This is a genomic window from Halomonas huangheensis, from assembly GCF_001431725.1.
Lineage (GTDB): Bacteria > Pseudomonadota > Gammaproteobacteria > Pseudomonadales > Halomonadaceae > Halomonas > Halomonas huangheensis.
The window spans coordinates 1,928,690-1,941,572 of record NZ_CP013106.1; the positions used below are offsets into that span (position 1 = coordinate 1,928,690).

Sequence of the window (12,883 nt, forward strand, 5' to 3'; positions counted from 1 at the left end):
TTACCTTGAGAGATGGCTTTATTGCACCTCTCCGATGCGGTTAAAATGGCGCGCAAATCCGGGTTTGTCGGCATGTCGTCGGCGATCCTGTCCTGCCGTCATCAAAGAGGTCCTCCCATGAGCGTCCACGCCATCAATCATCCCCTGGTTCAGCACAAGCTCGGCTTGATGCGCGAGGCCGGCATCAGTACCAAGAGCTTTCGCGAGCTGGCAGGAGAAGTGGCCAAGTTGCTCACTTATGAGGCCACCGCTGATCTGGAGCTGGAAAACTATCCGCTCGACGGTTGGAATGGCGAAACCATCAACGTCAAACTGCTCAAGGGAAAGAAAGTTACCATCGTACCGATTCTGCGGGCGGGACTGGGTATGCTGGAGGGCGTGACGGACCTGATTCCCAGTGCTCGCGTTAGCGTAGTTGGGCTCTATCGCGACGAGGAGACCCTCGAGCCGGTGCCTTACTTCTCCAAGTTTGCTGGTGATATGGATGAGCGTATGGCGATTGTCATCGATCCCATGCTGGCAACCGGTGGCTCCATGGTGGCGACTCTCGACATGTTACGCGAGCGCGGTTGCACCCAGATGCGTGTGATCGTGCTGGTTGCGGCACCCGAGGGCATCAAGCGGGTTCAGGAATCCTATCCGGACATCGAAATCTATACCGCCTCGGTAGATGATCGCCTGGATGAGAACGGGTATATCGTGCCCGGCCTCGGCGATGCCGGTGACAAGATTTTCGGAACACGTTGATTGTGTTGATGAGGTAAATTGCGTTGGCGCGGTAAATTGTGTTGATGCGGTAAGGAGCTGAGCGTGAATTGACACGCACTTGCGGCTCCAGAGGCGCGTCCAGAGGGCCCGATGTTCAATAACGAACATCGGGCCCTCTGCGTTGTTGAGAGACGGATGACAGGTATTCTTTCGTCGAGTTAGACAAAAGTTGATTTAACGCATGACTGTTAATAAAAACAAATAGATAGAAGTTCGCTACTGCATTTTTAGAGCCAGCTTGCATAGTTTCGTTTAAGGACATCCGGGCGCTATTTCGAATCCAGGATACGTTAAAGAGGCGTACCCCGGTGAACCGAGGGGTGGATTCGACAGCAGGATGGACGAACGCTTATATGTCCCTGAGCCTGGAAGCGGTCACCCGTGCAGTGGCCAATGAAACACATCTCGATCAGATATCACTGACTCTGGAATCAGGGTCCTTCAATGTGCTGCTGGGCCGCACGCTGGCCGGCAAGACCTCTCTAATGCGCCTGATGGCTGGATTGGACCAGCCAAGTAGTGGTCGCATTTTGATAAACGGTGAGGACGTTACCGGTCGCGGTGTGCGCGAGCGCAATGTGTCGATGGTCTATCAGCAGTTCATCAATTACCCCCATCAGAGTGTCTTTGACAACATTGCCTCTCCATTGAAGATTGCGCGCGTTGCGGGTGATGAAATCCAGCAGCGGGTCCATGAAGTGGCGAGCCTGCTGCATATCGAGCACCTGCTGGAGCGTATGCCTCTCGAACTTTCCGGTGGGCAGCAGCAACGCACGGCGATGGCCAGAGCGTTGGTCAAGGATGCCGACCTGGTACTGTTCGACGAACCGCTGGTCAATCTCGACTACAAGCTTCGTGAGGAGTTTCGAGAGGAACTAGGTGCACTATTTGCCAGCCGTGATTGCATAGCGGTGTATGCGACCACCGAACCCGCTGAGGCGCTGGCGCTCGGAGGACACACAGCGGTGCTCCATGAGGGACGCCTGGTGCAGTATGGAGCGACTGCAGATGTCTATCGGCGACCGCAATCGCTGACCGCCGCCGAGATGTTTTCGGAGCCACCGATCAATGTGTTGAGCGGTTATATTCGTGGCGGCGAGGTGACATTTGACGAGGACGTTCATTTTCCGCTGGACGAGGCGCTCGCGACGTTGGCAGAAGGGCGCTACCACTTCGGCGTGCGGCCTTCACATCTGACCCTGAAGCAACAGTCCGAAGATGACCTGACGTTGAATGTACAGGTTGATCTCGCTGAAATCAGCGGCTCCGAGACCTTCCTGCACGTGCACAGTGACAAGGTATCGCTGGTCGCACATCTGGCTGGCGTGCATAGCTTCGCCGTCGATCAACAGCTACGGCTGTACTTCCCGATCCATGGTCTCTACGCCTTCGATGGTAGCGGCACTACTGTGCACGTGCCTGGTGCTGCGCGGATGAATGTTGCACAGGGAGATGTGTAGATGGCGGAAATAACGCTTTCCGGATTGGCGCATAGTTATCAACAGGATCCGTCTGGTGACGAGGACTATGCGCTTAGACGGATGGACCATGTCTGGGAGGAAGGCGGCGCTTACGCTTTGCTGGGTCCATCCGGATGTGGCAAGTCGACACTGCTCAATATCATTTCCGGATTGCTGGCACCGTCGAGTGGTGAGGTGTTGTTCAATGGCCGTCGTGTCAACGAATTGCCGCCTGAAGAGCGCAACATTGCCCAGGTATTCCAGTTCCCGGTGGTCTACGACACCATGACGGTGTACGACAATCTGGCCTTTCCATTGCGTAATGTGAAAACGCCGGAAGAGGTGGTGCATCAGCGGGTGATGGAGGTTGCGGATAGCCTCGAGCTCAGCGCTCAGTTGCAGCGCAAGGCACGCAACCTCACAGCTGACGAGAAGCAGAAGGTCTCCATGGGGCGTGGCCTGGTGCGCGACGATGTCGCTGCCATTCTATTTGATGAGCCACTGACGGTTATCGACCCACAATTGAAGTTCAAGTTGAGGCGCAAGCTCAAGGAAATTCATCAGCGCTTTGCCATCACCATGATTTACGTGACCCACGACCAACTGGAAGCCTCGACCTTTGCCGACCGCATTGCGGTGATGTATGACGGCCAGATCGTCCAGTTCGGTACTCCTCAGGAATTGTTTGAACGACCCACCCATACCTTTGTCGGCTACTTCATCGGCAGTCCCGGCATGAACTTCGTGACCGTCAGTGAGCAGGGCGGAGAGCTGCTCGCCGATGGCGAAGCTCTGCCGTTATCGGTCGCCTGGCAAGACGCCGTGCGTCAGGCATTACAGCAAACCGATAACGTCAAGCTGGGCATTCGGCCTGAGTTTGTTGAGGTTCTCGACACGAGTACCCGCAATGACGCGCAGCAAACAGTCTCGCTGGCGATGGATGTCGAGCACTGTCAGGACCTCGGCACATACGCCATTGTCACATTGCGTGCCGCGGGCATTCGCCTCAAGGCACGTATCAATGAAGGCCACTCCTTGCCTTTCGATGTTGCGGTGGGGACTCGCGTGGATGTGCGCTTGCCAGCCGAGCAGCTTGGGCTTTATGTCGATGAATTCCGGCGGGAGGTGGAATCATGAGCAAGGTCCGCAATAATCGAGCATGGTGGCTGATCCTGCCGATGCTGGCACTGGTGGCATTCTCCGCGATCATTCCGTTGATGACGGTGGTCAACTATTCCGTGCAGGATGTCTTCGACCCCAGCACTCGCTTCTTTACCGGCAGCGAGTGGTTTGTGCAGATGCTCAACGACCCGGCACTGCAGGCGGCGTTGCTGCGGCAGTTCGCCTTCTCATTGACGATTCTGCTCATTGAGGTGCCGCTGGGCATCGGCATCGCGCTGTTGATGCCGAAACGTGGCTGGCAGGCGTCGGTGGTACTGGTGTTGGTGACCTTGCCATTGCTGATCCCCTGGAATGTGGTGGGCAGCATCTGGCAGATATTTACCCGCGGTGACATTGGTCTGATGGGCTGGAGCCTGCGACAGGTCGGCTATCCCTACAACATTACCTCCAATCCGCTGGATGCCTGGGTCACCATCGTGTTGATGGATGTCTGGCATTGGACCTCGCTGATCGCATTGCTCTGTTACAGCGGTCTTCGTGCCATTCCGGAGGCATACTACCAGGCGGCGCGCATCGACCGTGCTTCGCATTGGGCGATATTCCGTTACATCCAGTTGCCCAAGCTGACCAATGTCCTGGTGATCGGGGTGCTGCTGCGTTTTATGCACTCCTTCATGATCTACGCCGAGCCCTTCGTCTTGACCGGAGGCGGGCCCGGCAATTCGACGACTTTCCTCAGTCAGTCGCTGGCCGTCATGGCCACGGCACAGTTCGACGTCGGCCCGGCAGCAGCGTTTTCCTTGATCTACTTCCTGATCATTCTGCTGGTGTGTTGGGTGTTCTACACCGTGATCATGAATCTGCAGAAGGACAGCGCGTCGGGGGTATCCCATGACTGATGTGATACGCAAGGGAAGGGTGATACGCCGTACCCTGCTGATGGGGCTATATCTGCTATTCGTGCTGCTGCCGATCTATTGGCTGGTCAATATGTCGTTGCAGAGCAACAGCGAGATACTCGGCGAACTGACCCTCTGGCCACAGCAACTCACCTGGGGTAACTACACGCGGATTTTCACTGACTCCAGTTGGTACATGGGCTACGTCAATTCGATTACCTACGTACTCATGAACATGGTGATCAGCATGGCTGTGGCACTTCCGGCGGCTTATGCTTTCAGTCGCTATAGCTTCATCGGCGACAAGCACCTGTTCTTCTGGTTATTGACCAACATGATGGCTCCACCAGCGGTCTTTCTGCTGCCTTACTTCCAGCTTTATTACTCGGTGGGGTTGTTCGATACCCATATCGCCGTGGCACTGGCGCACTGCTTGTTCAATATTCCGCTGGCCGTGTGGATTCTCGAAGGCTTCATGAGCAGCGTACCGCGCGAAATCGACGAGACCGCCTTTATCGATGGCTATAGCTTTCCGCGTTTTTTCCTGCGCGTGTTCCTGCCGCTGATCCGTTCCGGGATAGGGGTCACGTTGTTCTTCCTGTTCATGTTCTCCTGGGTTGAGTTGTTGCTGGCACGCACTCTGACGTCGACACAGGCTCAGCCTATTGCCTCGGTCATGACACGGACCTCGACGGCATCGGGAATTGATTGGGGCACTCTGGCAGCTGCCGGTGTGCTGACCATCGTGCCGGGGATTCTGGTGGTGTTCTTTGTTCGGCATCACATTGCCAAGGGCTTCGCCCTCGGGCGTACCTGAGGAGTCTGCATAATGGATTGGATGGTCTGGACCCTACCTACTGCCATCTTCTTTGCGGCAATTGGCGTCATGCTGGCAGGTATGACGATCTGGGAGCTGGCGTCACCCACGCTGGAGAGGCGTGGTTTCCTGCCGATGGCAACTACCCGAGGAGACCGCTTCTTCATCGGTATGCTCTCTGCCGCATGGATTCATCTGCTGATAGTGGGCTTCACTCCCCTCAGCTTGTGGTTGGCGCTGGGCACTTCGGTAGTCTGGATGCTGATTCTGCTGCGCTGGGGTTAAGAGGGCAGCTTGGCTCCGCATGACGCTTCTGGCAGCGGGGAGTGGCAAGGGAGGAATCGCATGACGGGCAGGAGCAACTGCCTGGGTTCACGGTAGCGGTATTCAACCGCTCGATATCAACCACACGATATCAATAACAAGAGGTGACTATGAAAGCGACGTACAAGACAAGCGCCTGGCTGGCCGTCGGGGCGATGCTCGCCAGCATTGGTACGCAGGCTCAAGAGGATCGTAGCGCGGTCATCGAGCGGCTGGCCGATGAAGTCTTCGCTGACTCGACGCTCAGCCGCGAGGAAAAGATCGCTGAGCTGGAGTGGTTCGCCGAGGCCGCAGAGCCGTTTCGTGGTATGGAGATCAATACGGTTGCCGAGGGCCTGACCACTCACACCTGGGAGCGCGATGTGCTGGCGCCGGCCTTTGAAGAACTCACCGGGATCGATATCACGCACAACATCATCGGTGAAGGTGATGTGGTCCAGAACATGCAGACCCAGATGCAGTCGGGCCGCAATATCTACGATGCCTACATCAACGACTCTGACTCGATCGGTACTCATATCCGCTATGGCGCTACGGTCAACCTGAGCGAGGCGATGGAAAATGAGTGGAAGGACCTGACATTGCCGACGCTGGACCTGGAGGATTTCATCGGTATTCAGTACACCACTGGACCTGACGGTAGTATCTACCAGATACCGGATCAGCAGTTCGCCAACCTCTACTGGTTCCGCTATGACTGGTTCCAGCGCGAAGATCTCCAGCAGCAGTTCCGCGATATCTACGGCTACGACCTGGGGGTGCCGACCAACTGGACAGCCTATGAGGACATTGCAGAGTTCTTCACTGAACACGTCGGTGAGATCGATGGCAAGAAGGTCTATGGTCACATGGACTACGGACGTCGCGACCCGTCGCTGGGCTGGCGTTTTCACGATTCCTGGCTGTCGATGGCGGGTATGGGGAGCCCTGGTGTACCGTTCGGCAATCCGGTTGATGACTGGGGGATTCGCGTCGATGAGAACAGCCATCCGGTCGGTGCCAGCGTCAGTCGCGGTGGTGGCACCAACTCTCCAGCCTCGGTGTTCGCTGTTACCAAGATGGTCGATTGGTTGCGCGACTACGCACCGCCTGAGGCTCAGGGCATGACCTTTGGTGAGGCCGGGCCAGTACCGGCACAGGGCAATGTTGCTCAGCAGATATTCTGGTACACCGCCTTCACCGCCGATATGGTCAGCCCCGACGTGGCAGTGACCGATGACGAAGGTAACCCCAAATGGCGGATGGCTCCATCACCTGTCGGCCCCTATTGGGAAGACGGCATGAAGGTCGGTTATCAGGACGTAGGGGCCTGGACGTTCTTCAACTCCACACCAGAGGATCGTCGCAGTGCGGCCTGGCTGTTCGCCCAGTTCACGGTCTCGAAGACCGTCTCGCTGGAAAAGCTGATGGCGGGGCTGACACCGATTCGCGAATCGGACATCTTCTCCGACCAGATGACAGAGATGGCACCGCAACTGGGAGGGTTGGTCGAGTTCTATCGTAGCCCCAACGAGTCCAACTGGACACCAACCGGCACCAACGTGCCGGATTACCCGCGCATGGCGCCGCTGTGGTGGCAGAATCTTGCTCCCGCAGTCAATGGTGACATCAGTGCTCAGGAAGCGCTGGATAATCTTGCCAGTGACCTCGATAACATCATGACGCGGTTGGCGCGTGCCAAGGTGTTCTCGACCTATGAGCCGGTCCTCAATGAGCCGCGTGATCCTCAGGAATGGCTCGATGAACCTGGCGCACCCAAGGCGAAACTGGATAATGAAATGCCACAGGGCACTACGGTTCCCTATGACCAACTGATGGAAGAGTGGATGTCAGCCGGTACACGTGAGTAGAGCACCGATACGACATACCCGGAGCCTCCGCTGGTATCACCAGCGGAGGCTTCTCATATCCGGGGGTACCACTGAGTAGGTGGAGCCTGTTGCTTATGCACTAGCTGTTGATTATGCATCCAATTATCGCCTGGGCATTGGTAACATAGCGCTTGCCTTGTGATGCACCTCTCCCTGCAATGATTCCCACCCTGGAGCCCTTCATGTCTGACTCTCCACCGTCCGCGACAACTGTGTCCGCGGGATCCATGTCACGCGTCATCCTGACCGGCACACAGATGCTGTTCGTCGCCTTCGGCTCGCTGGTGCTGGTGCCACTGTTGACCGGCCTCGATCCCAATGTTGCGCTGTTTACGGCGGGTATCGGCACTCTGGTATTTCATCTGGTCACTGGTTTGAGTGTCCCTGTCTTCCTCGCGTCCTCCTTTGCCTTCATTGCCCCGATCAACAGTTCCATCGCCAATTTCGGTGTTTCGGCCACGCTCGGTGGCATGATTGCGGCAGGGTTGGTCTATGTTGCCATTTCTCAGGCGGTACGCCTCAAGGGCACGGCATGGTTGCACCGTCTACTGCCGGCGGTTGTGGTTGGTCCGGTTATCATGGTTATCGGCCTCGCGCTGGCACCGATAGCGGTACAGATGGCGACTGGCGCCAATAGTGAAGGCATTGGTTACGGGCGCGCCATGGTGCTGTCGATGTCGAGTCTGTTTGTGACCTTGATACTGGCGGTATTCGGACGTGGTCTGTTGCGTCTGGTGCCGATCATGGGCGGTATCGTGGTCGGCTACCTGTTGGCGCTGACGATGGGAGTGGTCGACTTTACGCCGGTTCGTGAAGCAGCCTGGCTGGCTCTGCCATCCTTTACCGCGCCGAGTTTTCACTGGGCAGCGATATTGTTCATGATTCCGGTGGCCATTGCCCCGGCAGTGGAGCATATCGGCGATATGGTTGCGATCGGCTCGGTAACCGGGCGCAATTACCTCGATAAACCGGGCCTGCACCGCACACTGCTGGGAGATGGTCTGGCCACGATTACTGCCAGTATCTTCGGTGGTCCGCCCAACACCACCTATTCGGAAGTGACAGGTGCCGTTACCCTGACTCGTGCCTTCGATCCCAGAATCATGGTGGTGGCGTCGTTCACCGCGATTGTACTGGCTTTTTTTGCCAAGCTTGGGGCCATTCTTCAGACCATTCCCGCGCCGGTGATGGGGGGGATCATGACGCTGTTGTTCGGTTCGATCGCCGTAGTAGGCATGAACACTCTGGTACGTTCCGGCAAACCTCTGACTGCACCGCGCAACCTGGTGATTGTTTCGCTGGTACTGGTATTCGGTATTGGCGGTATGCAGATCGGCGGCGGGCAGTTTGCCCTCCAGGGCGTAAGTCTCGCAGCCCTGGTTGGGATTGTGCTGAACCTGGTGTTGCCTCCGGCGAAGGAAGAGGAGTAGCTACAGGCTCCTCGTTTGCGGCCTCAGGTCTTAGGCCTCAGGTCTCAGGCGTGGTGCAGTTCCTGGCCACCGTCCGAGAAGGTCGGTGGCGTATTGGCGCTGACGATAACGCACTGCTGGCTACCCTGGTTGCGGAAGCGATGGGGTAGCCGCGAATCGAAGTAGTAGGCGTCTCCAGGGCCGAGTAGACCGACTTCGCCATTGACCGTGATTTCGATCTCGCCGGTGATGATGACACCGCCTTCCTCACCATCGTGCTCAAGCATTTCCTCTCCGGTATCGGCACCAGGCGGATAGTATTCGTGCAGGATCGACATGCGACGATCCGGACGCCTGGCAGCCACCAGCCGCCAGCTGAGCTGCCCATCGCCGATATCAGTGAGTTCGGAGGCACGGTAGAACGGACTGGGGTGATTGGGTTCATCGCCGGCAAAGAATGCGCTGATCGATACCGGCAGAGCGTCAAGAATCTTCTTCAGCGAGCTGACTGATGGGCTCACATTGTTGAGCTCAATCAGTGAGATAGTGCTGTTGGTGACGCCTGCGCGTTTAGCAAGCTCCCGCTGGGAAAGCTGCTTTTCCTGGCGTAGTTGGCGTAACCGCGCCCCAACGTCAAAACCTTCTTCCATGCTGATTTCCATCGCGGCGCTGCCGCTGCTTTCCCGAGGTTTGTTCAATACATGCCGTGCGGCGTGCTGTGCAAAATGTGCAACAGATGATACCTGCTTGGATGAGTCTATGACACATCGCATTCAGCGGATCATTTCCATGAGCGAATGGCGGTGGCGGCCAGCGTAAGGCATGATGAATGGGTAGCTGAATGGTATTGATATCCAGATATAAAGCTCTTGGGAGGCTCGAGTAGTGGCGATGGAGCCTGGAGTCTTGACCGGACTGGTATTGGCGGGCGGTCAGGGGATGCGCATGGGAGGCATCGACAAGGGGCTGATGGAGTTCGCCGGGGTGCCGATGGTAGCCTGGGCAACGCAGTGCCTTCGGCCTCATGTAGATGAAGTCCTGATCAGTGCCAACCGGAATCTCGAGCAGTATGCTGCCTTCGCGGATCGTGTAATCGAAGATCGCGTGGCCGGCTTTCATGGCCCCTTGATGGGCATATACAGTGGCATGTGTGCCAGCCGCAGCGAGTGGGTGGTCATCGTCCCTTGTGATAGTCCCATGCTCCCCGAAGATCTGGTGGCGCGCCTCCATGCTGAAGCCGCATCTGGCGCCGACATTGCCGTCGCCCATGATGGAGAGCGATGGCACCCAGTCGTAGCGATGATCAGACGTGACCTGCATGATGACCTGCGTGACGCGTTGCAAGCCGGTGAGCGCAAGGTGGGCCGCTGGTATGCACGCCACTGTTGTCGATCGGTGGATATGTCAGATTGTGCCGAGACCCTGGCGAATCTCAACTCCGAGGTTGAGCGTGGCGCACTCGAAGCGAGGCTGAGGAGGCGGTATGACAAGCACTACTGACAGTCGGCTGATACTCGATCCAACCCTACCGATTCTTGGCCTCGCGGCCTGGAGTGGGACCGGCAAGACGACATTGCTCGAACAGTTGTTGCCGGCTCTGGGGCATGCAGGTATCCGCAGTGCGGTGATCAAGCACGCCCACCATTCCTTCGATGTCGATCAGCCGGGCAAGGACAGCCATCGCCTTCGCCAGGCTGGGGCAACGCCCATGTTGGTGGCATCCCGACAGCGGTTGGCCTTGATGTTGGAAACACCAGGCGAGGAAGACGCCGATCTGGCGATGCTGGTGCGCATGGTGATGCCGCTACAACCCGACCTCATCCTGGTCGAGGGCTTCAAGGAGTGGCCATTACCCAAGCTGGAGTTGCATCGTGTCGGTCTCGGCAAGTCGTTATTGGTCGAGCAGGACCGCTGGGTGCAGGCACTGGCCTGTGATGAACCGGATGCGATGTCGGTCAGCGTGCCGGTGCTGGACATCAATGATCAGGCGGCAATGGTCGATTGGGTGGTCAGATGGGTACGAGACTGGCCATCGAAGTGCCGAGCTCTGAACGGGGAGTGTCGGCCATGAGTCTTGCTCTGTCGTGCTTCGAACCCGGCGATCATATGCTGAGTGTCGAGCAGGCCAGGCAGGCGGTGCTGGGTCTGATCAAGGCACCGCTAGCCAGTGAGCGCGTCGCTTTGGCTGAGGCACATGGGCGAGTGCTCTCCGAGCCCGTATTCGCCAGCTTCGATGTGCCGGGGCACACCAATGCGGCAATGGATGGAATTGCCCTGGCCTGGCCGCAGGTTGCGGAGGCCGATCAGCACGGCGATGCAGAAGTGGCCAGTAGGGGCCGTCAATGGCTGCGTGTTGGCGAAGCATTGGCCGGGCGTCCCTTTGCGGGTGTCATTGGCGCTGGTGAGTGCGTTGTGATCACCACTGGAGCACCGTTACCAACGGGTACTGACACGGTGATCATGCAGGAGCAGGTTGAAGCACAAGGAGACCTGTTCAGTATCTGTGACCCACAGCTCGTGCGAACCGGACAGAACGTTCGTCAGGCTGGTGAGGATATTGCCTGCGGTGCGACGGCGCTGGCCGCAGGTACACGTCTTGATGCGGCAGCCCTTGGCATGCTGGCCTCTCTGGGATTCGCCGAGGTTGCGGTCAGGCGTAGGGCGCGGGTGGCGGTCTTCTCTACGGGAGATGAAGTGACTGCGCCAGGCGAGCGTCGCGGAGCGGCTGCCATTTATGACGCCAACCGGTTCTCGCTTATGGGATTGTTGCGCGAGCAGGGCGCAGAGGTCATGGATCTGGGAATCATCGTCGATGATCGACAGGCGTTGATTGTGGGGTTGCGGAGGGCGGCCTCTATGGCAGATCTGGTGGTTTCCAGCGGTGGCGTGTCTACGGGACAGGCCGATCATACCCGTGCGGCGCTTGAGCAGCTCGGGCGATTGGCGGTATGGCGTATTGCTCTGCGTCCGGGGCGGCCCATGGCCTGTGGTCTGTTGACGGAACGTGAAGTGCCGTTTCTGGGCCTGCCCGGTAATCCCGTCGCCTGCATGGTCACTGCGCTATGCTTCATGATACCGATGCTACGCGTGATGCAGGGCAGGGAGTCCATTACTGAAAGTTGGCAAGGTATCGCCGAAAGTCACTTCGAAAGCCGGGCCGGTCGTACCGATTTCTGCCGTGGTGTTTATCGTGTTGATCAGCAGGGTAACTTGCGCGTGGTCAATACGGGGGAACAGGGGTCCGGTATTCTATCGTCCATGGTGGCGGCCAATTGTCTGGTCGAGCTCAGCGAGCAAAGCAGCGGTGCTGGGCCAGGTGATATGGTGGCAATTCATCCACTATCCAAATTTGTGTGAGGCACAGTAAATGACGCTTACCCATCTCAATGCACGTGGCGAGGCCAGCATGGTCGATGTGAGCGACAAGGCCTCCACCAGGCGTGAGGCAACGGCGAGCGGTGCTATCTATATGGCTCCCGCCACGCTGGCATTGTTGACGGATGGCAAACTGCCCAAGGGCGATGTGCTGGCTACTGCACGCATTGCCGGAATCCAGGCGGCCAAGCGTACTCATGAGTTGATCCCGCTATGCCACCAGTTGGCATTGTCGGGAGTGGCTGTCGATTTCGATATCGATACAGAGCAGGGGTGTGTTCTTGTGTCGGCGACCTGTCGTCTGGCCGGGCGCACCGGAGTGGAAATGGAAGCGCTGACGGCAGTATCTGTTGCCTGTTTGACGTTGTATGACATGTGCAAGGCCGTCGACAAGGATATGGAAATTTCGCGGATCCATCTCGATGCCAAGCAGGGTGGCCGCTCCGGCGTCTATCAACGAGGCGCCTTGTCGGCGGGCCGCGGTGCGGTCGTATCGGCGGTAAGCGAAGATCCGATTGTCACCGGGCAGGGCGCGAGCGGAGAGATGGATCTGGGATTGGTCCCGGGCGCCGAGCAGTGTGTGCGCGTCAAATGTCTTGCAGAGTTGCGGGAACGGTTGGGGATTGGTGAAGTGGTTGTACCTCTGGACCGCTTGCCGAGTGCCGATGTCGCCGGTCTGAAGACCGCACTGAAGTCCATGGATCCACGCTTTGCCGGACTGGATCAGGGGCGTGTACTCTGTGCCGTCAATCAAGTAATGGCGGGTGATGGCACGCATTTGACCAGTGAGGACGAGGTGGCCTTCTTTCCTCCGGTCACTGGAGGCTGAAATGATCCG

13 protein-coding genes are annotated in these 12,883 nt (G+C 57.7%); 12 read left to right on the forward strand and 1 reads right to left on the reverse strand.

Annotated elements, in window-relative coordinates:
- Window positions 1–117: 117 nt before the first annotated feature.
- The 8 genes from upp (at window position 118) to AR456_RS08705 (ending at window position 8,691) form a co-directional block, all read left to right on the forward strand.
- Window positions 118–747, forward strand: a complete 630-nt coding sequence (upp, locus tag AR456_RS08670; protein WP_021821031.1) for a uracil phosphoribosyltransferase — start codon at window positions 118–120, stop codon at window positions 745–747.
- A 374-nt stretch (window positions 748–1,121) separates the two neighbouring features.
- On the forward strand, window positions 1,122–2,228 hold the full coding sequence (locus AR456_RS08675) for an ABC transporter ATP-binding protein (protein WP_021821032.1): 1,107 nt from the start codon (window positions 1,122–1,124) through the stop codon (window positions 2,226–2,228).
- Window positions 2,229–3,365 (forward strand): ABC transporter ATP-binding protein, encoded by a 1,137-nt coding sequence (locus AR456_RS08680; RefSeq protein ID WP_031208882.1) that lies wholly within the window; start codon window positions 2,229–2,231, stop codon window positions 3,363–3,365.
- Window positions 3,362–4,249 (forward strand): carbohydrate ABC transporter permease, encoded by an 888-nt coding sequence (locus tag AR456_RS08685; protein ID WP_021821034.1) that lies wholly within the window; start codon window positions 3,362–3,364, stop codon window positions 4,247–4,249. Before AR456_RS08680 ends, AR456_RS08685 begins: the two co-directional genes overlap by 4 nt.
- Entirely contained in the window at window positions 4,242–5,066 is an 825-nt protein-coding gene (locus AR456_RS08690) for a carbohydrate ABC transporter permease (RefSeq protein WP_021821035.1), read from the forward strand. Before AR456_RS08685 ends, AR456_RS08690 begins: the two co-directional genes overlap by 8 nt.
- Window positions 5,067–5,078: 12 nt before the next feature.
- A complete protein-coding gene (locus AR456_RS08695) occupies window positions 5,079–5,351 on the forward strand; it encodes a DUF2160 domain-containing protein (protein ID WP_021821036.1) in 273 nt (90 codons plus the stop codon).
- Between the two features lie 149 nt (window positions 5,352–5,500).
- Window positions 5,501–7,240, forward strand: coding sequence for an ABC transporter substrate-binding protein (locus AR456_RS08700; RefSeq protein ID WP_021821037.1), 1,740 nt, complete (start codon window positions 5,501–5,503; stop codon window positions 7,238–7,240).
- Between the two features lie 203 nt (window positions 7,241–7,443).
- Window positions 7,444–8,691: a uracil-xanthine permease family protein gene (locus AR456_RS08705; RefSeq protein ID WP_031208886.1), complete on the forward strand. Its 1,248-nt coding sequence runs from the start codon at window positions 7,444–7,446 to the stop codon at window positions 8,689–8,691.
- A gap of 44 nt (window positions 8,692–8,735) precedes the next feature.
- On the opposite strand, the gene AR456_RS08710 is transcribed toward AR456_RS08705, so the two are convergent.
- Entirely contained in the window at window positions 8,736–9,320 is a 585-nt protein-coding gene (locus tag AR456_RS08710; RefSeq protein ID WP_021821040.1) for a cupin domain-containing protein, read from the reverse strand.
- Between the two features lie 241 nt (window positions 9,321–9,561).
- On the opposite strand from AR456_RS08710, the gene mobA reads away from it, so the two are divergent.
- The 4 genes from mobA to moaC are packed head-to-tail and all read left to right on the forward strand — an operon-like array spanning window position 9,562 to window position 12,874.
- Window positions 9,562–10,170, forward strand: coding sequence for a molybdenum cofactor guanylyltransferase MobA (gene mobA, locus AR456_RS08715; RefSeq protein ID WP_021821041.1), 609 nt, complete (start codon window positions 9,562–9,564; stop codon window positions 10,168–10,170).
- Window positions 10,154–10,741: a molybdopterin-guanine dinucleotide biosynthesis protein B gene (gene mobB, locus AR456_RS08720; protein WP_021821042.1), complete on the forward strand. Its 588-nt coding sequence runs from the start codon at window positions 10,154–10,156 to the stop codon at window positions 10,739–10,741. Before mobA ends, mobB begins: the two co-directional genes overlap by 17 nt.
- The gene (gene moeA, locus AR456_RS08725) at window positions 10,738–12,027 is read left to right on the forward strand and encodes a molybdopterin molybdotransferase MoeA (protein ID WP_021821043.1); all 1,290 of its coding nucleotides are present in this window, start codon (window positions 10,738–10,740) and stop codon (window positions 12,025–12,027) included. Before mobB ends, moeA begins: the two co-directional genes overlap by 4 nt.
- Window positions 12,028–12,037: 10 nt before the next feature.
- Window positions 12,038–12,874, forward strand: coding sequence for a cyclic pyranopterin monophosphate synthase MoaC (moaC, locus tag AR456_RS08730; RefSeq protein WP_021821044.1), 837 nt, complete (start codon window positions 12,038–12,040; stop codon window positions 12,872–12,874).
- Window positions 12,875–12,883: the final 9 nt, after the last annotated feature.